The 21090-nt window shown below is 61.8% G+C and carries 19 protein-coding genes; 2 read left to right on the top strand and 17 right to left on the bottom strand.

Annotated elements, in window-relative coordinates; translation table 11 throughout:
• Positions 1-232: 232 nt before the first annotated feature.
• Genes JMY28_RS13030 through JMY28_RS13015 form a run of 4 tightly spaced genes read right to left on the bottom strand, consistent with a single transcriptional unit; the run spans position 233 to position 5671 of the window.
• The gene (locus JMY28_RS13030) at positions 233-673 is read right to left on the bottom strand and encodes a hypothetical protein (RefSeq protein WP_201696331.1); all 441 of its coding nucleotides are present in this window, start codon (positions 671-673) and stop codon (positions 233-235) included.
• Positions 651-2705 carry a site-specific integrase gene (locus JMY28_RS13025; RefSeq protein WP_201696330.1) on the bottom strand — a complete coding sequence of 685 codons (2055 nt, stop codon included), beginning with the start codon at positions 2703-2705 and terminating at the stop codon, positions 651-653. Before JMY28_RS13025 ends, JMY28_RS13030 begins: the two co-directional genes overlap by 23 nt.
• Positions 2695-4389: a site-specific integrase gene (locus JMY28_RS13020; protein WP_201696329.1), complete on the bottom strand. Its 1695-nt coding sequence runs from the start codon at positions 4387-4389 to the stop codon at positions 2695-2697. The genes JMY28_RS13025 and JMY28_RS13020 overlap by 11 nt, the downstream gene beginning before the upstream one ends.
• Positions 4382-5671 (bottom strand): site-specific integrase, encoded by a 1290-nt coding sequence (locus JMY28_RS13015; protein ID WP_201696328.1) that lies wholly within the window; start codon positions 5669-5671, stop codon positions 4382-4384. Before JMY28_RS13015 ends, JMY28_RS13020 begins: the two co-directional genes overlap by 8 nt.
• Here JMY28_RS13015 and JMY28_RS13010 point away from each other — a divergent pair.
• Positions 5665-6129 (top strand): SOS response-associated peptidase family protein, encoded by a 465-nt coding sequence (locus tag JMY28_RS13010; RefSeq protein WP_201696327.1) that lies wholly within the window; start codon positions 5665-5667, stop codon positions 6127-6129. The genes JMY28_RS13015 and JMY28_RS13010 overlap by 7 nt on opposite strands.
• Positions 6130-6190: 61 nt before the next feature.
• Here the strand turns inward: JMY28_RS13010 and rhaS are convergent, their stop codons facing one another.
• From rhaS to rhaM, 6 genes are all read right to left on the bottom strand, one after another.
• Positions 6191-7198: a rhamnose ABC transporter substrate-binding protein gene (gene rhaS / locus JMY28_RS13005; protein WP_201696326.1), complete on the bottom strand. Its 1008-nt coding sequence runs from the start codon at positions 7196-7198 to the stop codon at positions 6191-6193.
• A gap of 80 nt (positions 7199-7278) precedes the next feature.
• A complete protein-coding gene (locus JMY28_RS13000; protein WP_201696325.1) occupies positions 7279-8298 on the bottom strand; it encodes an ABC transporter permease in 1020 nt (339 codons plus the stop codon).
• Positions 8291-9352: an ABC transporter permease gene (locus tag JMY28_RS12995; protein ID WP_201696324.1), complete on the bottom strand. Its 1062-nt coding sequence runs from the start codon at positions 9350-9352 to the stop codon at positions 8291-8293. The genes JMY28_RS13000 and JMY28_RS12995 overlap by 8 nt, the downstream gene beginning before the upstream one ends.
• Positions 9349-10890, bottom strand: coding sequence for a sugar ABC transporter ATP-binding protein (locus JMY28_RS12990; RefSeq protein WP_236596828.1), 1542 nt, complete (start codon positions 10888-10890; stop codon positions 9349-9351). Before JMY28_RS12990 ends, JMY28_RS12995 begins: the two co-directional genes overlap by 4 nt.
• Positions 10891-10918: 28 nt before the next feature.
• Positions 10919-11824, bottom strand: a complete 906-nt coding sequence (locus JMY28_RS12985; RefSeq protein WP_201696373.1) for an amidohydrolase family protein — start codon at positions 11822-11824, stop codon at positions 10919-10921.
• A gap of 20 nt (positions 11825-11844) precedes the next feature.
• Positions 11845-12159, bottom strand: coding sequence for an L-rhamnose mutarotase (rhaM, locus tag JMY28_RS12980; RefSeq protein WP_201696322.1), 315 nt, complete (start codon positions 12157-12159; stop codon positions 11845-11847).
• Positions 12160-12370: 211 nt separating this feature from the next.
• Between rhaM and JMY28_RS12975 the strand changes: the two genes are divergently transcribed.
• The gene (locus tag JMY28_RS12975; protein WP_201696321.1) at positions 12371-13363 is read left to right on the top strand and encodes a LysR family transcriptional regulator; all 993 of its coding nucleotides are present in this window, start codon (positions 12371-12373) and stop codon (positions 13361-13363) included.
• Positions 13364-13379: 16 nt separating this feature from the next.
• On the opposite strand, the gene JMY28_RS12970 is transcribed toward JMY28_RS12975, so the two are convergent.
• The 7 genes from JMY28_RS12970 to glpK all read right to left on the bottom strand — a co-directional run bounded on the left by JMY28_RS12970 (position 13380) and on the right by glpK (position 21028).
• On the bottom strand, positions 13380-14162 hold the full coding sequence (locus tag JMY28_RS12970) for an SDR family NAD(P)-dependent oxidoreductase (RefSeq protein ID WP_201696320.1): 783 nt from the start codon (positions 14160-14162) through the stop codon (positions 13380-13382).
• Positions 14163-14215: 53 nt separating this feature from the next.
• Positions 14216-15394: an L-rhamnonate dehydratase gene (gene rhmD, locus JMY28_RS12965; protein ID WP_201696319.1), complete on the bottom strand. Its 1179-nt coding sequence runs from the start codon at positions 15392-15394 to the stop codon at positions 14216-14218.
• Between the two features lie 24 nt (positions 15395-15418).
• Positions 15419-16765: an MFS transporter gene (locus JMY28_RS12960; RefSeq protein WP_201696318.1), complete on the bottom strand. Its 1347-nt coding sequence runs from the start codon at positions 16763-16765 to the stop codon at positions 15419-15421.
• A gap of 96 nt (positions 16766-16861) precedes the next feature.
• On the bottom strand, positions 16862-17614 hold the full coding sequence (locus JMY28_RS12955; RefSeq protein WP_201696317.1) for an SDR family NAD(P)-dependent oxidoreductase: 753 nt from the start codon (positions 17612-17614) through the stop codon (positions 16862-16864).
• On the bottom strand, positions 17611-18474 hold the full coding sequence (locus JMY28_RS12950) for a fumarylacetoacetate hydrolase family protein (protein WP_201696316.1): 864 nt from the start codon (positions 18472-18474) through the stop codon (positions 17611-17613). Before JMY28_RS12950 ends, JMY28_RS12955 begins: the two co-directional genes overlap by 4 nt.
• A gap of 219 nt (positions 18475-18693) precedes the next feature.
• A complete protein-coding gene (locus JMY28_RS12945) occupies positions 18694-19410 on the bottom strand; it encodes an MIP/aquaporin family protein (protein WP_028203061.1) in 717 nt (238 codons plus the stop codon).
• A gap of 115 nt (positions 19411-19525) precedes the next feature.
• On the bottom strand, positions 19526-21028 hold the full coding sequence (glpK, locus tag JMY28_RS12940) for a glycerol kinase GlpK (RefSeq protein ID WP_201696315.1): 1503 nt from the start codon (positions 21026-21028) through the stop codon (positions 19526-19528).
• Between the last annotated feature and the right edge of the window lie 62 nt (positions 21029-21090).

Here is a 21090-nt window from a genome sequence, read left to right as displayed (position 1 = left end):
GCCATCCACCGCGCACCGGCCACACGACTAGCGTCGAGACGTGATAGCGAACGTCCAACCAGTGACTGCGCGAGGTCTATGCATGCGCAATGGCAGCGTGCATATCAATCGCGGCGTGCCAACGTATCGGTAAGCCATCCGCAACAGCACTGATCACTACGAGTGGCGAGGCAAAAGTGTTCGGCGCCGAGCACAAGCCCAGTCCACGGGACGGTGCGACGGCGATCTCCTGCTATCGTTGACGCAGCGGCCGTACATTGTCGGGGGGCAGTTTCGCCTCGAGCTCCGCCACGCGATCGACAAGTTCCAGGATTGTCAGATTTGCCTCGTTCAACATGGATACAGCTTGATCTCGTTGCCGCGCAATTGCCTCAATACGCTCTCGCAGGCTGCGTGTTTTCTTCCGTTGAGCCAGCTTTGTTTGGCGCGCAGACGCCGGTTTTTCGCCACCATGTTCGACGAGGTATTGCTGGATTTCGGCAATCAACGCGGGAAATCGAGACTTCTTCAGCGCACTAGGATCACATCCGGCCTCCCGCGCCACGTTATTCTGGCTGACTGGCATGCTCAATGGCAGACGCTCAGGTTTGCCTTTCTTGAGGCGTTCAAAGGCTGCTCGGTATTCTGCTTCCGCAGAACGTGCTCGCCCGCTATCCGGTGCTGTCAATGGCATTTAGATAGTTCCTTATGCTCCGCCGTTGCGCCTCAAGCGAATCCCGCAATGGGCTTCCATCAGGCGCGGTAAGCAATCGTTCGCCAAGCAACCGGTCGAGGTTTTTCACCTGCTCGCAATTTTCAGCGTCGTACAGGACGTCCGGGCACGCCTTGCCGTTGATCTCGTCGCCACCACCGCAGTGTGCGACGGAATCTACTCCGCCATAAGGACACGGATCGCGGTAAGTGCAGTACCCGAGAATGATTTCGCGACACCCGATAGCACCTTGTCGAGCAAATGCAGCGAGCTTCTTCGCGTCGTTAGGATCAATAAACCGCACAATCTCCTGTTTCCGCTTTTCCCCGTGCGGACTTACGAAACGGTCGTCGGCAAGCTGTGATAGCTCTCTGCCGAGGGTCTCATACAATGTACGGACGTAGAGAGTCTCCGCCCCCTCCTCAAGTCTAACCCTGGAAAAGCCACGTCCGTAGTACAAACTCATTGCGCGGGTCACATGCTTCAATTGAAATTGAAGGGAAGCATCCGATACCAGGCCTGACGCTTGCATATTCACGGCACCCGTTCGGCGCAATTGGTGCCATGTGAACCTCCAAATTCTCCCAACCGCATATATGCTTGAATCTATCGTCGGGGTAACCAGCCGAGCCAATTCGATGTCACGCTGCGTAATCCGCAAAGCCTCAACGTCGAATAATTTGGGGTAGCGACGAACAATTGATCGGTAGTGTTCGGAATCGCGCCTGACCTGATACTGCCAATTTCCTTCCCTACCCGTTGCCCACGGCTCATAGACATATGTTTGCAAAAAGGGGATGTCGCTCGCCTCGATGTGGTCCGGAGGGAGCGTAGGATGCAGTTTGGCGCACGCCGATCGAAGCCTTGCTACGACGGACATCGCATCAACTGCCACCTTGGCCGACGGCGATGTGATCCAGACCGCTCGCTCCGCGTGCAGCGTCTTTGTCGTTGGGCCACACAGTGTATAGATCGAACCGAGGTTGGGGTCGTGCTCCACCTTGAGGCAATCAGTTCGTAGATTCCAAGCCTCGTCGACGCGCATGAGCGAAAAGTTGGTCACATACGCAAGGCCGACCCGGCTGACGAGCGTCAAGTATTTCGAGAAGGAATCAACACCGAGCGTCACGCTGTCACTTTTTCGCGCACGCCGATCAACCCAACGCAGCAACAGTTCGTCGATGCCGAACTTCTTGGCGGTCAAAGCAAACGGACCCAAATATGTCTTGCGAGACCTGCCACCAGTCACCCTCTTCGGCTGTTGGAAAGGCGCCTTCCAAGACGCACTCGATGCGACTGCCGGCGCTCCGAAGTTGCGAGCATATGCTTGTAAGCAGAACTCGAAGCACTCCTGCACTTTCTCCTTATGGGCCAGAAAATCATCGAGGCACTCGCGAAGGCGCATCACCTGATAACGCCAGATTCTCGGCGGAATATAAAGTGTTTGCCGCTTCTCGTGGTCAGGAACAGACGCTGCAAATCGTGCCAGCGCGGCTCGGTCGAGCAACGTATAGCCGATCAGATCACGCTGCTCGTAGCACGCGTGGAGTATCGGCAAAAGCCGGGCTAGGCTACCCGCCTTTAGCAGACCAAGTAGCTGCTCGATTGTGCGCGGATATCGGGCAAGATCTGCGGCCGATATGCCTTCTCGCGAACACAACTCGAAAAGCGGCCGAATCACGCCAAAATTAACCCTAAACGTCTGTGGCGACCGAACGCCGTTCCGCCCATAGAGCCACCATCCAGCCAAAATGCGCAAAAGATCGGCATTGGCTGGGTCAATCTTAATCCTGCCTCGCGGGCCATCGCCGAAATTTATCGGAATCGGCCTTCCGGCCCAGGGATCAAGCCGCCAAATTGGATCGCCCCATCGGCTGACGACTTCGCCCCCGGGACCAACGACAACGGGCCAGTCAGGATTCGGCGGCCACTTTGGCGGCCGAAAGTTGGGCGCCCCCGGAACAGCAAGTGGCGATTCGATAGCGAGTCGAAGCAGGGACACACTAATTGCCATGGCGCATCTCTGCCATTTGGATGAATGCGTCCCAAGCCGGGTGATAGTCGCCTTCCTCAGTACGTGCGATGGATTCCTTCACCCATTGTTCACGTTGGACATTACTTCGTTCGAAAAACGACAGTTTTGCGGTCAGCCTGTCGACAGCGATCGCGGCTGGATGCAAAGGTGCTGTTTTGAGCCGATGGGCTGGAGGGTGGTATTTCGCAAGTTCAAGTGACTTCAAATGACGATAGCTCGCAAGCGACCAGACGTGATCCTCACTATCGATATCACGATGATGGCTGCAAAACAAGCAGCCTGCGCTTGCTATGCAATCTGGCGCGGCAGCCCCTGAAGGTATGTCGGGAAAGGGCAATGGGCCAGTTCCCACACATTCGCCAGGAGCGGGCGGTGAGACTAACGGTTCGTGCTTCTGGTGGAAACGCACGATCTCCACGATGGCGACTTGAAGATCGGGCTTCGCATAGTGACGGAACATTGTCTCCTTAGTGTGTTGCGCCATTTCTGCCGTTAGCGCCGGGTCGTGTGAGGCACGAAGTAGCCAATTGACGCGAGCGCTACGAAGCGACCTTGGTGGTACATAGCGCCTGCCCAACTTCGTGCAGATCTTCCTGACCATGTAGAAGCTAGGAGGCTCATCCTGTAAGCGCCTCATGATCAAAATGGGAAACAGAAGGCCATCAGGCTCACTCGGAAAATTGGCCGCTCTCCAGGCCAGATAGCGCTCGAACATTTCGCGATATTCCGCGAAGATCTCGAACGCAACTTCGCCTTGCCGACGGTCCTTGAATTGGCGGACCTGATAGCCATCAAGGTGACTAGAGTAGTGAAATTGAGTCACGCGCATCCGGGACGCCTGGGTCGAATTCATACCGGTCTGCGCGATGAACGTCAGCATCTCGGCTTCGATTCGCAAATTGAGGACAGCCCGCCTGGCTTGAGGCGTCGCCTTGGCTGCCCATGTCTCGCGTCCCTGTTTCGTGAGGATGGGACTTGAGGTCACCAGTGGATCAGGCAAGCCCGACCATTCCTCGATCGTGTGGCCATCGCGCAATGGGATGCGTACCGGCAACGGCCCAAAAATAGTGTCGGTAGTCAGGGCGACACAGATATCTGTCAAGATGTGTCCAAAAGCACATATCTCCGTCAGGTCGTGGGGTTCCGAAGAAATCGCTTGCCGAATCCCGGTGTCGCGGGGCTTTCGAATTCGACTGTCTTTCAGGATACTCGTTGTCCTGCCGAGCACCTGATCGAGTACAGAAGCTACGATCGTGGCCCAACTATATGTGGTGGCTTCAGTCAGGCTTTTGTTTCGCTGTCTGAGCAGGAGGTGATCTGTCCAACCCAAGAAGACAGTCACGACCGTCTCCAGGCTGACCGAGGCGTCAAAATTGTCTATCCAGGCGAAAAACCGGCGAATGGTATGTATTCGCGCCTTTGCCGTATTCTTACTGCCACCAGCCACAAGTTGGTCGGCAAGAACGCCATGGATCTCCGTTACAAGCTCAACGCGCTCTCGACGCAATGCACCCAATCTCCGTCGTTCAATAAGTTGGGCCACCTCCTTGACTTTGCAGGCTGCGCCGCCGCGATACAACAGGGAAAGTAGGTCCCACGGCTCCTCCAATACTCCATACTCAACCATTGGGAAGGTGAGATCCGGTAGCACGCGCTTACTCATGGCTAGCCCCCCTCTTACATGCCTGTTCGATTCCACAAAACGCGCGCGTAAAATCGTCAGCCATCGCAGCCTTCATTGGCGTCTTCTGAACGAACTTGATATAGCGAAACGCGGTTGCCTCGTCACCATGCAGCAACGCATCCTTGACGATTGCGATAGCATTGATTACTCCACCCGCTGCGATAGCCATACGCGCGAGTTCAGTTGCGAAGGTGCAGCGAGTTTGGTGAAAACGGAAACTCCTGAGCACACGAAGGCCCGTACGAGTACCAGCAGTACGCAATCTTGCCATTTCAACGTTGACGGGCGACGACCGATCGGACCCGCTTCGGCCGTAGGTATTGCCATATCGAGTCAGAAACAACGTCCCTTTTTCTGGCGCTGCGGCCTTTGCTTCTCGCGAAAAACGACGGGCGCTCGTGGCGTAGTCAAGCAGGCAGGTGAGCAACGATTGAGGTATCCAGACCTGGCCAGTTACACCGAATTTAGTGTGCACCGGTGGAACCCCGCCAGGTCCGACGGCAAGCCGACATAGACCCGGCGCTGTCGGATCTGGCGTTACATGCTGAAGCGTTGCAACCTTGAGGTCGCAAATTGTGCCGAGGCGCATGCCTGTGAAAAAGCCGATGGCAAGCATCAGATACAGTTCGATCGATGCGTGGCTTTCGGCAAACGTCAGTATCGCTTCCCGGTCCGCAGGAGAAATAGGCAGTAGTCCACCCTCCAATCGTTCGCCGTGCCGCGTTCGGCACTGGATCGCCAAATCCGTCGTCACCCGTGTAAGCGTGCGTTCAAAGCCGGTAGCGTCGAACAATCTGATGTGGACCGTCCGGTCCTGCCACAGCGGTGCCGCATTCGAAAGTATTCGCCTCGCCCGCGTCCAGCGATAAAACTGGATGACGGCACGCATTCGCTGTGATGCGGTGGATGGGCTGATCGCTCCGCGGGTCCTCGCGTCAACTAATGCCCCGCGATATTGCACAAGACAGCGATCAGCCTTTCGGATCGGGAACGTAAACCATGTGAGCCCCTTTGATTCCAAGAAGTTTGCATAGTCGCTAAGGGCACGCATGTTGGACTCAACCGTGGACAAGGCAACGGCGCCGCAGCTCATTCGCTCTGCGGCCCAAGCATTGGCTTCCTGCCACGGGGAGGCGTCAGACCAGAAGACTTGTGGGAGGCCACGCACTTCGATCGCAGTGCTGTGCCGCGCATAAGATACCTCTCCATGCTCGATACTGACACGCATGGGGATTTGATGAACGTGCTCCAGCGTTGCCATTGAGGCCTCCCTGTCACAAACATGTCCATACCTTGAATATCGTACGTTACGCGTCCATAGCATCCATCTTATCAGTACCGTGCGCGGCGTTTTTCGAGCCGAACTACGAGACCGGCAAGGCGGTGCGCTGGCGTATTGGTCTCGCCGACGCCGCGCCGTTCGCCATTGCCGGCTTATGGCGCGAGTGGGATGAGGGCGAGGCCGGCCGCGCGTACTCGTTCACGATGCTCACGGTCAATGCGAGCGAGCATCCGCTGATGAAACGCTTTCACAAACCCGGGGATGAGAAACGTTCCGTGGTGATCGTGCCGGTTTCCGAGTATGAAAACTGGCTTGCGAGTCGCTCGATGGATGAGGCGAGATCGTTTCTCAATCTTTACCCGGTGGAGGGGATGGCGGCGGAGCCTCAGCCCTTGCCACCGCGCGCAACGCCGAAGCCCGATTCGAACAGCCCATAGCAAACGACCCGGCAGAGCCGGGTCGTTCATCACACCACGTCAATCTAATGAGCAATGAAAATCAGAAGTTGAAGTTATCGATATTCGAAGCGTCGAATGTCGTGGGCGGCCCGAGAATCACTTCACCGCTCTTGCCGATCGTGCGCTTGCCGAGCTTACCCGCATCAAAGGACTCGCCTTCCTTGCCCGTGATCGTGCCCGAAGCAAGATTGGCCGCAGCGTACGCAGCCAGATAACCCAGTGCACCCGGATCCCAAAGCTGGAACGCCTTCACGGTGCCGTTCTTCACGAACGCGCGCATCTGGTTAGGCGTGCCGAGGCCCGTCACCGCCACCTTGCCCTTGCTCGGCGACGAAGAAATGTAGCGCGCCGCCGCCGCAATACCGACCGATGTGGGCGCAACGATCGCCTTCAGGTTCGGATACGCCTGCAGCAAGCCCTGTGTTTCGACGAACGACTTCTGGTCGTCGTCGTTGCCGTAGGCGATCTTCACGAGCTTCATCTTCGAATACTCGGGCTTCTTCAGTTCTTCCTGCATCCACTTGATCCAGGTATTCTGGTTCGTCGCGTTGGGCGTGGCCGAGAGAATCGCGAACTCGCCCTCGCCGCCCATCAGCTTCGAAACGAGCTGGATCTGGCCGCGGCCAATACTCTCCGCATTCGCCTGGTTCACGAAGATCTGCCGCCCTTCCGGCGCCGTGTCCGAGTCGAACGTGACGACCTTGATGCCTTGATCCATCGCACGCTTCAAATACGGCACGAGCGCGTTCGCATCATTGGCCGCGATGACGATCGCGTCCTGGTGCTGCGTGGTGAGCGTATTGATGTACGAGACCTGCGAGGACGCGCCCGCGTCCGATGGCCCGACCACCTTGCCGTCGCCCTTGAACTCCTTGATGGCGTCCATGCCGCCGTTATCGGCGATCACCTCGTAGGGGTTGTTGATCTGCTTGGGCACAAATGCGATCTTCAGCCCATCCTTGATGCCGGCCGCATGCGCCGCGACACCGCCTCCCACTAGCATCGCGCACAGCAAGGCCGTGCACACGTGACGTACTGGCTTTCTCATGAATCGTCTCCTCGATGGGTACCGGACGCATCCGGTTGATTGACTGCCTCTTGACTTCCTTGCCCTCTTTCACACCACGTTCAAGCCGCCCGCGCAAGCGCGCGCCGGTCGCGAAGCAGGCGCCAGCGCGCCGCGAGATTCGGGATCAGCACCGACGCCAGCAGCAGCGCGCCCGTCACGATCGTGAGCGTCTCGCTCGATACATCGACGAGCGTGAGCGCATTCTTCAGCACACCTACGATCAGGAGCGAGAGCAGCACGCCATACATCGACCCGCGCCCGCCGAAAATGCTCACACCGCCAAACAACACCGCCGCGATCACCGAAAGCTCGAAGCCCTCACCGTTGTCGCCGCGCGCGCTGGTGAAGCGCAGCGTATAGACAATGCCCGCGAGCGCGCTCATCACGCCCGACATCACGAACAGCCGCAGCTTGATCTTCGGCACGTCGATGCCCGAGAACGACGCCGCCGTGCTGTTCGCGCCAATGGCGTAGAGGCTGCGGCCGAACGCCGTGGCCTGCAGCAGTATCGTGAACACGATGGCGCACGCTGCGACGATCAGAAACGGCAACGGAATGAAGGTGCTGCCCAGGTTGCTCATGCCAAAAAGCGTATAGCCCGGCGGAAAGTCGGCAATCGCCTGGTCGCCAAGCAGCACGTAAGCCAGCCCGCGAAAGAGCGCGAGCGTGCCGATCGTCACCGCGAGGGACGGCAGATTGAGCTTCACGATCACGAGCCCGTTGAAGAGGCCCGCGAAGCCGCCCGCCACGAGCACGAGCGCCATCGCGACCGGCATCGGCAAGCCCATGTGCCAAAGCACGCCCAGCAAGGCGCTCGATGCGCCGAGCACCGAGGCGACGGAAAGATCGATTTCGGCGGCAACGATGATGAGCGTCATCGGCAACGCCATAAGCGCGACTTCGGTGAGATCGGCGAGCACGTTGCTAATGTTCGCGCCCGAGAGGAACACGGATGAGAGCACGCGCCCCGCCACCAGCGATGCAACGAGAATGATGACGAGCAGCGCTTCCCAGCCAAGCGGCAAGCCGGGCTTGCGCGTGAGCAGCGCGGCGTCGGGTTTCGGGGCGTTCTTAGCCATGGTCGCGTTTCCTCATCATGCGTTTTGCCACAGAGCGGGCGAGCAGCGTATCGGCGGCGATGGCGGCCACGATCAGCGCGCCTTGAATCGCCTGTTCCCAGAATGGCGAGACGTGCAGCACCACGAGCGCGATGCTGATCACGCCCAGCACGAGCGCGCCGAGCGTCGCGCCGAGGATCGTGCCCACGCCGCCCGTGATCGCCACGCTGCCGACCACGGCGGCCGCGACCACTTGCAGCTCGATGCCCTTCGCGGTGCTTGCGTCGACGGTGCCGAAACGAGCGAGCCACAGCGCGCCAGCCAGGCCAGCTATCGCGCCGCTAATCAGAAAGCCCGTAGCGACACGGCGCTCCACGTTGATGCCAGCAAGCCGCGCCGCTTCCGGGTTCGAGCCGATCGCGTAGTACTCGCGGCCCGGCCGAAACTGCTTCAAATACACGGAAAGCCCAGCGAGCAGCACGAGCGCGATGAGCGCCAGCACTGGAATGCCGAGCACCGAGCCCGTGGCGAGCCGCGAATACGCATCAGGCAGGCTCGTTGCATTGATCTGCCCGCCGTGCACCCACGCGTAATCGGCGCCGCGGAAGATGTAGAGCGTGGAAAGCGTCGCAACGAGCGACGGCACACGCCCCACGGCCACGAGCAACGCATTGATTGCGCCCGCAACGATCCCGATGGCAAGCCCCGCCACAAGCGCCACGAGCACGGGCATATGCGGGAACGCCACATAGAGACTGCCCACGCCATAGGCGCTGATCCCGACCGTCGAGCCGATCGAGAGATCGATATGGCGCATCAAGATCACGATCGTCATGCCCGCCGTGAGCAAGCTCACGATGGAGACGTTGAGCAGCACGTCACGCAGATTCTGCAGGTTGAGGAATTGCGGCCGTGCGAGCGCCGTGCCGCCGACGATCAGCAACAGGACCACAAAGAGCGTGGTCTCGCGGCTGCGCGCCAGCGCTTCGGCCCACGCGCCCGCGTTGCGCCGCTGCCGCTGTGCATTCGGCCCGTCGCCGTGCAAGGGATGAGGAGAGGTGGAATGGCGCATCATGCGGCGTGCCCCAGATGAATGTTGGTCTCGCCGAGCGCGGCGCTCATGATGCGCTCTTCGTTGGCGTCGGCACGTGCGATATCGGCGGTGATGCGGCCTTCGTGCATGACGAGCACGCGGTCTGCCATGCCGAGCACTTCGGGCAGTTCGCTCGAAATCATCAGCACGGCCATACCCTCTTTCACGAGTTCCGCGAGTGCGCCGTAGACTTCCGCCTTCGCGCCCACGTCGATGCCGCGCGTCGGTTCGTCGATGATGAGCACCTTCGGCCCCGTCGCGAGCCATTTGCCGAGCACCACCTTCTGCTGGTTGCCGCCCGAAAGCGTGCCCACGGGTGCGTTCAGATCACCCGCCTTCAGCCGCAGGCGCGTGCCCCACTGCCCGGCAAGCTGCATTTCACGCCCGGTAGAGATGAGGCCAAAGCGTACGAGCCGCCCGAGCACCGTGAGCGACGCATTGCGCGCAATGCTCAGTTCGAGCGCAAGACCTTGCTGACGCCGGTCCTCCGGCACGAGCGCAAGTCCTGCTTTCACAGCAGCAGCGGGCATGCCGGACGCGAGCGGTTTGCCCGCGATCTGAACCTGCCCCGCATCGCACGGGTCGATGCCGAATATCGCGCGCGCCACTTCGCTGCGCCCCGCGCCCACGAGTCCCGCGAGCGCGACGATCTCGCCTTTGCGCACGTCGAACGAAATGTCCTTGAATACGCCGCGGCGCGTGAGGCCGCGCACGCGCAGCATCACGTCGCCGGGCTCCACGTCGGCCTTCGGGTAGAACGTGGCGAGGTCGCGCCCCACCATCTTCGCGACGATGTCCTGAGTCTTGAGCGTGGCCGTGGGCGCGTCGAACACCTTGGCGCCGTCGCGCATGATCGTCACGTGCTGCGTGAGCGCGAACACTTCTTCGAGCCGGTGTGTGATAAAGAGGATCGCCACGCCCCGGTCGCGCAACGTGCGTGCAATCGTAAAGAGCCGCTCGACTTCGGGCAGTGAAAGCGCGGCAGTAGGCTCGTCCATGATGAGCACGTTCGCGTTGAGCGAAAGCGCCTTCGCAATCTCGATCACCTGCTGGTCCGCAATCGAAAGGCCGCGCACGAGCCGCTCGGGCTTCAGTTCGACACCGAGCGATTCGAGCAGTGCCGCCACTTCGCGATGCATCGTGTCGAAGTCGATACGGCCCACGCGATCCACCGGCTGACGGCCCATGTAGATGTTCTCCGCAATCGAAAGATCGAAGAACAGTGTGGGCTCCTGATAAATCACCGCGAGGCCAGCGTCGCGCGCCTGGGCAGGCGTCGCGAATGCGCGCGCCACGCCGTCGATGCGCATTTCGCCGCCATCTGGCTGGTGCACGCCCGCGAGAATCTTCACGAGCGTCGACTTGCCGGCCCCGTTCTCGCCGAGCAGCGCGTGCACCTCGCCGGGCATGAGCCTCAAGCTGCCGTCGATGAGCGCGCGCACGCGCCCAAACGATTTGCTCGCGTTACGCAGTTCGAGCCGCGGAGTGTCGCCGGCCCTGACTTTATCTTCTGCTTCCACGCCTGTCTCCATGTCGTTGCGCGCACACTCAAATGCGGTAGATACGTTCAGCGTTGCCGCGAAATAGCGCTGCGTGCTCGCTCTCGCTCGCGCCGCTCACGATCGACGCATACGCATGCCAAAGCTTCGAATAGCCGCCGAACAGGCGGTCCACCGGAAAGTTCGAGGCGAACATCGCGCGATCCGCGCCGAACGCGTCGATCGTTTCCAGCACATAAGGGCGCAGGCTTTCGACGCTCCACGCATGGTCGAACATCGCCAGTCCGCTGATTTTCACGGCCACGTTCGGGCATGCCGCGAGCAAGCGCAGGCCTTCGCGCCACGCGCGATAGCCCGCCACACTGTTGCGGTCGACGAACATACCCGCGTGGTTGATCACGAGTTGAATGCCGGGATGCGCACGCGCGAGTGCGGCCGCCTCTTCCATTTGCGCGGGATAGAGTTGCAGGTCGAACGAAAGACCATGCTTTTCCAGCAGCGCGAAGTTCTCACGCCACGTTGTCTCGCGCATGTAGTGCCGGCCCACGTAGTCGTAGAGCTTGTTTTCGTGAACGTTGAGAATCTGGCGAATGCCGCGCGTGCGAGCAAACGCGGCGTGCGCTTCGAGTACCGCGCTCGCGTTGGGCGCGCTCAGGTCGCATGCAGCCACGATGGCGTCAGGCAATGCGCGTGCTTCCCCCGCATTGGCTGCGTTGTCCGCAATCGCCTCCAGCCAGCGCGTTTCTTCCACCGGATCTTCCGGATCGTGATTCGCCTCGACGTGCACGACCTTGAGCACGTCGATGTCGCCGGCCTCCCGCAGCAAGTCGTCAGGCAGGTAGTTGTGCTTGAGTTCGCGCGCATCGCCCACGAACGACGTGCCCGGATTCGCGAGCCACGGGTAATGATGCGTATCGAGGTTCCAGAAGTGGACGTGCGGATCGACGACCTGCATGGCATGTTCCTCGCGTGTGCTCATGGCAAATGAAAGACCTGCACGAGTGGCTGTTGCAGCGGCACGTTATGCGCGTCGGTCTGCATGATGTCGGCCATGTAATCCCACCATTTGCGCATGACGGGCAACTCGGGCAGCGCGTCCATGGTGTGATCGTCGGGGCGTTCGAGCACGGCGAAGAGATGATGCGTCGCTTCGTCAAGAAAGATGCGGTAGTTCTTCACGCCCGCATCGCGCAACGCGCTCGCGAGTTCGGGCCAGATTGCGCGGTGACGCCGCTCGTATTCGTCCCGCTTGCCGGGATCGAGCTGCATGCGAAACGCAATTGTCTCCATGATCGTGTCTCCGTCCAGCCTTGTTACGTCGTGCGCTTATGCCGCTTTTTCGATTTGGGCGTGCGTTGCCTCGGTGTTTGCCCTGGCATCGCAGCGCCCAACGGCACGCGTTTTTACGTGGTTAGCCGCGTTGTGATCCGACTATAATTCCCGCATCGATAGCCAACCAATCCGATGTTGGGATCGGGCGATGCACAAACCGGATCGCTCCATGAATCATCAAACTGCTGTCGTCGCACTCGTCAACCGGCTCAGATTCAAACACCTCGCCCTGCTCGTCGCACTCGACGACGCGCGCAACGTTCATCAAGCCGCCGATGCCATCAACGTCGCCCAGCCCAGCGCGAGCCGCATGCTGAGCGACATCGAAGAAGCGTTCGGCTTCCGGCTTTTCGAGCGCAACGCGCGCGGCATGCAGCCCACTGCGCTTGGCGTCGTCACGCTCGCCTACGCACGCCGCGCGCTCGCCGAACTCACCCGCTTTGCCGAAGACCTCGACGTGAAGCGCCGCGGCGGCCACGGTCAACTGACCGTCGGCGCGATCATGGGCGCGGCGCCCGACTTGCTCGCGCAAGCCGTCGCCACGCTCAAGACCGAGCGGCCGCTGTTGCACGTGCGCATCCTCGGCGAAACGAGCGACCAGGTCGTGCAACTGCTGCATCGCCGCGAAGTCGATCTCGCGCTCGGGCGCCTCACCTCGCCGCTGCAGCACAACGATTTCAGCTTCGAGCCGATCGCGCGCGAAACGCTCGTGCTCGTCGTGCGCGCGCGCCATCCGCTTGCCCGGCGCGAGCAGGTCACGCTCGCGGAACTGATGGACTGGCCGTGGGTCGCGCAGCCCATTGCGAGCCCCGCGCGCGAACTCTTCGAAGGCGAACTCGCACGCGCGGGTCTTGGCACACCGGCCAATCTCACGGAGTCGGCTTCGATCTTCGCCACCCTGCAACTGCTCGAAAGCTTCGACGCCGTGGCCATGCTGCCCGAGCCGGTCGTGCGCGACCATGTGCGTGGCAAACTGCTCGTCGTGCTGCCGCTCGAAATCGGCAAGAGCCTGCCGGGCTACGGCGTGCTCACGCGCAAGAACGAGCCGCTCGCCGAGCCCGCCGAGCATTTCGTCGGCTTGCTGCGGCGCTTTTCGCAGCCCTTCAAGATGGACGATATCGCTCACGGTGGTTCGCACGCGGCCGCGCTCGCGCCTCATTGATACGTTTTCCCTGGGCTCATTGCAGATTCACGAAGAGCCCGCCGTCGACGAGCAGCGCTGCGCCCGTCACATAGCGCGCGCGGTCCGAGGCGAGAAACACCACGCATTCGGCCACGTCCTCGGGTGCGCCCAGCCGCCCCAGCGGAATGCGCTTTTCGAAGTACTCACGTTTGCTTTCGTCGCTCAAATCTTCGGCGTTCAGATCGGTGGCGATGGTGCCGGGCATCACCGAATTGCAGCGTATGCCATAGGGTCCGAGCGCAATCGCGCACGACTGCATGAGCGAATGCACACCGGCTTTGGTGGGCGTGTAGTGCGTCTGCATGCCGCCGCCCACGAGCGCGCTGATCGAACTCGTCGCCACGATTGCGCCGCCCGTGCCTTGCTCCTTCATTTGCCGCGCAACGGCCTGGGTCACATAGAACGCGCCGTTCAGGTTCACACCTATCGTGCGTTCGAGCACGGCGGGCGGCATATCGAGAAACGAGTGGAACGGGCAGATACCCGCATTGCTTGCAAGCACATCGACCTTGCCGAAGCGCTCCACCGTCTGGCGCACGAGATCTACGCCGGTTTGCGGCGCGGCCACGTTGCCTTCCAGCGCAATCGCGCGGCGCCCTAGCCGCTCGATCTCGCCCAGCACCTCGTCGATCGCCGAGCGGCGGCCGTACGAGGCGTCGTTGTCGCCCCAGTAGTTGATCGCGACATCGGCACCCTCCCGGGCGCTTGCAATCGCGATGGCGCGGCCAATGCCGCGCGACCCGCCGGTGACGATCACCACTTTGTCCTTGAGCAGCACGTGTTTCTCCTCGTAGCTTTGGATGAGCCTCGATTAGCGCGCTTTCCCTGCGCTTAGTGTGTGTAAGGACGCGAAAGTTTGCAGTCCGGATTAAGTCGAACGCCGAAGCCGGGCGCGTCCGGCACCTTGAGCCTGCCCTTCACCGGCACCGGTTCGTCGAGCAGGAGCGGCGTGAACATCGGCACCACCTTGTCGGCCTTCGGCGCCATCATGAGGAATTCCGCGAACGGCGAGTTATGGCGCGTCACGACGAAGTGATAGCTGTACACCGACGAGCCATGCGGCACGACCAGCACGTTGTGCGCGTCGGCGAGCGCCGAGATCTTGATGAGTTCGGTCATGCCGCCGCACCAGTTCACGTCGGGCTGGATCAGGTCGCAACAGCCCATTTCCAGCAGCATGCGAAAGCCCCAGCGCGTGGCCTCGTGTTCGCCCGTGGAGACCATCATGCCGCGCGGCACATTGCGGCGCAGTTCGGCATAGCCCCAGTAGTCGTCGGGCGGCAAGCATTCCTCGATCCACTTGAGGTCGTACTCCTTCGCGGCTTGGGCCAAGCGCGTGGCATAGCGCACGTCGAGGCTCATCCAGCAGTCGTACATGAGCCAGAAGTCGTCGCCCACGCGCTCGCGCATGGTGGCAAGCAGTTCGAGATTCTTTCTGAGGCCCTCCTCACCTTCGGCCGGACCGTGCAGGAGGGGCAGCTTGCCGCCGATGAAGCCCATTTCTTTCGCGAGGTCGGGGCGCGCACCGGTCGCGTAGAACATCAGCTCGTCGCGCACGGGGCCGCCGAGCAGTTGATACACCGGCTCCTTGCGGATCTGCCCGAGCAAGTCCCACAGCGCGAGATCGACGCCCGAGATCGTGTTGAGCACGACGCCCTTGCGGCCATAGTAGAGCGTGGCGTAGTACATCTGATCCCACATCTTTTCGATGTCGGTCACGCGCTGCCCTTCCAGAAAGCGCGCGAGATGCTTCTCGACGATGAACGCGCCAATCTCGCCGCCCGTGGTCACGGCAAAACCCACGGTGCCGTCGCTTGCCTCCACTTCCACGACGAGCGTACCGAGCACATCGATGCCGAACGAGCGGCGGCTCTGACGATACTCGGGATAGCGCGCCATGGGCGTGGAAATATGGTCGTCGATCCAGTGGCCGTCGGGTTGATCGTGATAGTCGGCGCCGCCGCCGCGCACGGTGAAGGCTCGCACGTGTTTGATGGTTGGCATGGCCATGTGACGTAGCTCCTGTGTAGTGGATTAACGCGCGCGCCGCACGGACGGCTCGAACGAACGAGCCGCCGGCGTAACGGCGCGCGGCGCGACGATAAGAATGAGCAGCGCGGCGGCAATGCTCGCAAGGCCGAGCAGTTCGAGGCCCGCCGCGTGTGAAGTGAAGTTTCGGTCAGCGGCGGCGCGCAGCATCGGCGCGACGAAACCACCCAGACCGCCGAGCGAATTGATGAGCGCAATGCCGCTGGCCGAGGCCGCGCCCGCAAGGTCGCGCGCCGGGAAGGTCCAGAACAGCGGCTGCGCCGCGATGAAACCGCTCGCGGCACAACACAGGCCGATCATCGCGACGATCGCGCCCGCTGTGCCGCCAAGGCCTCCCGCCAGGCCCGAGACCGCAATGCCGACACCCGACATCACGAGCAGGCGCGCAGCCCATATACGATGGCCGCCCAGGCGATCCGCACGGCGCGGCACGATCCACGTGAGCGCCACGGCGCACAGCCAGGGCACGGCCGCGAGCAGGCCCACCTTCAACCCCACGGACGCGCCCACGAGCGAAGCCACCTGTTGCGGCAGAAAGAAGATCACGCCGTACACGCTCATCTGGATCAGCGCATAGATGCCGGCATAGGCGAGCACGCGGCGGTCGAACAACGCGGCGAGCGCATCGCGCGGACCGTGCGCAGCGGCCTCGCGCGCATCGAGCTGGATTGCGCTGGAAAGCGCGCGGCGTTCGTCTGCGTTCAGCCAGCGCGCGTCCTCCGGCTTGTCGACGAGATACCAGAAGGCCCACACACCCACCGCCGAGGCGAGGGCCCCCTCCACGAGAAAGAGCCACTTCCAGCCCGCCAGCCCGAAGGTGCCGTGCATGTCGATCAGAAGTCCTGACAATGGGCCGCCGAAGATGAATGCAAGCGGCGCGCCGAAATAAAACACGCCGATGGCGCGCGCACGCGAGGACTGCGGAAACCACTGCGTGAGGTAATAGATGATGCCGGGGAAGAAACCCGCTTCGGCCACGCCCAGCAGGAATCGCAGCACATAGAACGAGGTGGGCGACTGCACCCACGCCATTGCGGCGGAAATCAGGCCCCACGTGACCATGATGCGGCACATCCAGATCCGCGCGCCCACGCGGTGCAGCGCGAGATTGCTCGGCACTTCGAAAAGCGCGTAGCCGACGAAGAACACGCCCGCGCCGAAAGCGAATGCCGCGTCTGAAAGGCCCGTATCGTGCTGCAGCGCCTTTTGCGCGAAGCCAATATTCGCGCGGTCGAGAAACGCGAGCACGTACATCAAGAGCAGGAAAGGCAAGAGGCGGCGCATAGCCTTGCGGCCAGCGGCTTCTGCCAGGGTGGGTGCCTCGATCGACATCGATGTCTCCTGTCGGCGCTTGTTTATTACCACTGCGCCGTTATCGTGTTCCCGCGCGCTCAATCAGGCCCATGCGCGCGGGTCATGCTTCCCGCCTCAATACGTCGCGCGCCCGCCCGAAAGATCGAACACCGAGCCGGTGCTGAAAGCGCAGTCTTCCGTCGTGAGCCACACGATCATCGAAGCCGCCTCGTCTGGCATGAGGAAGCGGTTCATCGGGATCTTTGCGAGCATGTAGTCGATATGCTGCTGCGACATCGAATCGAAAATCTCGGTCTTGGCCGCCGCCGGCGTCACGGCATTGACGAGCACGCCCTTCGTGGCAAGCTCCTTGCCAAGCGACTTGGTCAGCCCGATGAGACCCGCCTTCGATGCACTGTAGTGCGAAGCATTCGGATTGCCTTCCTTGCCAGCCACGGAAGCGATATTGACGATGCGCCCATACCCCTGCTCGATCATGCGCGGCACCACGGCGCGGCAGGTGAGGTAGCTGCCGATCAGATTCACTTCGATCACGCGGCGCCACACGTCCACGGGCAGTTCCCATGTGAGGCCATTGCCACCCGTAATGCCTGCGCTGTTCACCAGCGCGTGAATCGCGCCGTGTGTCTTCACGGTTTGCTGTGCGGCTGCCTCGACCGAAGCTTCATCGGTCAATTCGACCTTCACCACCGAAACGTTGCCAAGCTCCGACAACTCGCTGCGCGCGCGTTCGAGCCGTTCGGCGTCGATGTCCCACAGCGCGACCGCCGCGCCCGAACGCAGTGCACGTTGTGCCACGGCGTAGCCCAGACCGCGTGCGCCGCCCGTCACCACCATCACGCGATTGTTCAGATCCAGTTGATTCATTGCGCCTGCCCTCCTTGTTCCGCCACGAGGCGTTGCTGTTGTTCGCCGAGCCCGCTCACCCCCAGTCGCATGGTCTGACCCGCGCGCAGATAGACGGGCTCGGGCTTCTGCCCCATGCCCACGCCCGGCGGCGTGCCCGTCGAGATCACATCGCCGGGCTGCAGGCTCATGAACTGGCTGATATAGGAAACGAGCGTGGGCACGTCGAAGATCATCGTGCGCGTGTTGCCGTTCTGGTAGCGCTTGCCGTCGACTTCGAGCCACATGTCGAGCGCCTGCGGGTCGGCGACTTCGTCGCGCGTAACGAGCCAGGGGCCGAGCGGTGCGAAGGTGTCGTAGCCCTTGCCCTTGTCCCACTGGCCGCCGCGCTCGATCTGCCATTCGCGCTCGGAAACATCGTTGACCACGCAATAACCGGCCACATAATCGAGCGCGCGCTCGCGCGGCACGTTGCGCGCTTCCTCGCCGATCACCACGCCTAGCTCGACTTCCCAGTCGACCTTCTTCGCTCCCGGGGGAATCAGCACGTCGTCGTTGGGACCAGTGATGGAACTCGTCGCCTTGAGGAAGAGCACGGGCTCCTTGGGCACGGGCATGTTCGATTCGGCGGCGTGGTCGGAGTAGTTCAGGCCCACGCAGACGATCTTGCCGACGCCGCCCACGCACGGGCCGAGGCGGATATTCGCGGGAACGAGCGGCAAGGTGGTGAGATCGAGTGCCGCGATTTCACGCAGCACAGCCGCGCCGAGGTTCTTGCCGGCCACGTCCGGCGTGACACCGGAGAGATCGCGCACGCGCCCCTCGTTATCGATCACACCCGGCTTTTCAGCTCCCCTACTGCCCCAACGGACCAGCTTCATGCGGCGTCTCCTGATATTGGAATGCATCGTTGACAGCCAATATAGGCGCGCCGCGATAGCCGAACAATCCGAAAGCCGCATGGGGCGATAACGAAACCGGATCGCGCCCTTTGAAGCGTGATGCGCCATGGGTGCGCGGAAAAACAAAAGCCCGCGAACGCCTTGACGTTCGCGGGCTTTGTGCACTGCAACGCGCCTATGACGCAGGCGCGACAGGTGTCAGTGCATCGCGTGCAGGTAATGATAGAGACCGGCCGCAGCCGCGCCGCCGGCGAGCGGCCCGAACACCGGAATCCAGGCATAGCGCCAGTCACTGTCACGCTTGCCCGGAATGGGCAGCAGCGCGTGCATGATGCGCGGCGAGAGATCGCGCGCCGGGCTCATCGCGTAGCCGGTCGGGCCGCCGAGCGAAATGCCGATGCCGAGCACAAGCAGGCCCACGGGCAGCGCATCGAGCGCGCCGAGTCCCACCTGCGGCGAAGCCAGATAGAGCACGCCGAGGATCAGCACGAAGGTGCAGATCGCTTCCGTCAGCACGTTGTGCCGTTTGCTGCGAATCGCGGGCGCCGTGCAAAACACCGCGAGCTTGATATCCGGATCGGCTTCGTTCGCGAAGTGCTGTCGATAGGCGAGCCACACGAGCAGTGCGCCCGCCATGCCGCCGAGCATTTGCGCCGCGATATAACCGCCGACCTTCGACCATGCGAACTTGCCCGCCAGCGCGAGGCTGATCGTCACGATGGGGTTGAGGTGTGCTCCGCTGAACGAGGCCGTCACGTAGACCGCCACGAATACGGCCATGGCCCAGCCCATCACAATGACGATGAGGTCGGCGCCCTTGCCCTTCGTTTTCGCGAGCAACACGTTGGCAACAGCGCCGTTACCTAGCAGCACGAGAATGGCCGTCCCGATGAATTCCGCAATATAGGGTGACATGATTGTCGTAGTCTCTCTCTGCCCGCGCGGTGCATGCGCACATAGCGCATGCAATCCCGCCGCGGGTTATGTTAGTTAGTTATGCTTTGAAATAGAAAAAAACGGATTGTGCGACTCAGTGCGAGTCGTCCGCCCAGGCCTTGGCCGCACGCACTGCGCGCTGCCAGCCCGCGCGGCAGACGTCGACCTGCGCCGCTTGCATCGACGGAGCGAAGCGCCGGTCGAGCTTCCACTGGCTCTGCAACTCGCCGACGTTCTGCCAGTAGCCCGTTGCGAGGCCTGCGAGGTAGGCCGCGCCGAGCGCCGTGGTTTCGGTAATCTTCGGGCGTACTGCATCCACGCCGAGCAGGTCGGCCTGGAACTGCATGAGCAGATTGTTTGCGCTCGCGCCCCCGTCCACGCGCAACTCGCCCACGCTGATACCCGAATCCGCTTCCATCGCGGCCAGCACGTCGAGCGACTGGTATGCGATCGAATCGAGTGCCGCACGCGCGAGATGTGCCGAGGTCGTGCCACGCGTCACGCCGAACAGCGTGCCGCGTGCGCGCGCGTTCCAGTGCGGTGCGCCGAGGCCCGCGAAGGCCGGCACGAGGTACACGCCATCCGTATGCGGCACGCTCGCGGCGAGCGCCTCGATTTCCGGCGCGCTCTTGATGATCCCCATGCCGTCGCGCAACCACTGCACTACCGCGCCCGCAATGAAGATGCTGCCTTCGAGCGCGTAGTTGACCTCGTCGCCGATCTGCCAGGCAATCGTCGTCACGAGGTTGTTCTTCGACTCGATGGGCTTCGTGCCTGTGTTCATCATCAGGAAGCAGCCCGTGCCATAGGTGTTCTTCACCATGCCCGTGCTCGTGCACATCTGGCCGAACATCGCGGCCTGCTGGTCACCCGCGATGCCCGCCAGCGGAATCTTCGAGGCGAACACCGTGGTCTTGGTCGGACCATAAATTTCGGATGACGAACGGACTTCGGGCAGCATGCTGCGCGGAATTTCGAGCGCGTCCAGCAGCTCGTCGTCCCATTGGCGCGTGTGAATATTGAAGAGCATGGTGCGCGACGCGTTCGTCACGTCGGTCACGTGCAGTTCGTGCTTCGTGAAGTTCCACACGAGCCAGCTGTCCACGGTGCCGAACGCGAGCTTGCCCTGACGCGCTTTTTCGCGTGCGCCGGGCACGTTGTCGAGAATCCAGCGGATCTTGGTGGCCGAGAAGTACGAATCGATCGGCAGGCCGGTCTTCGCGCGCACCTTCTCTTCGAGGCCGCGCGCCTTGAGCGAGTCGCAGAAGTCGGCCGTGCGGCGGTCCTGCCACACGATGGCGTTATAGATGGGATGGCCCGTTTCCCGGTCCCAGACAATGGTCGTCTCGCGCTGGTTCGTAATGCCGATCGCGGCGATGTTGGTGCCGTTCATGCCCGCACGCGTGACGGCCTCGGCGGCCACGCCGGCCTGCGTCGACCAGATTTCCTGCGGATCGTGCTCGACCCAGCCCGGCTGCGGATAAATCTGCTCGAATTCCTTCTGGGCGATCGAAACGATGTTGCCCTGGCGGTCGAAAAGCATGGCGCGCGAACTCGTGGTGCCCTGGTCGAGCGCAAGAATGTACTGTTCCTGCATGTCTCTCATCTCCGTGTGTACTAGTTGTGATTACGCGCCGCGGGGGACGGTGCGTGGGGGTA

The organism is Paraburkholderia hiiakae (genome assembly GCF_904848665.1).
In the GTDB taxonomy this organism is placed as follows: domain Bacteria; phylum Pseudomonadota; class Gammaproteobacteria; order Burkholderiales; family Burkholderiaceae; genus Paraburkholderia; species Paraburkholderia hiiakae.
Note: the sequence above shows the minus strand (reverse complement) of the source record. Positions and strands in the feature narration are given on the sequence as shown.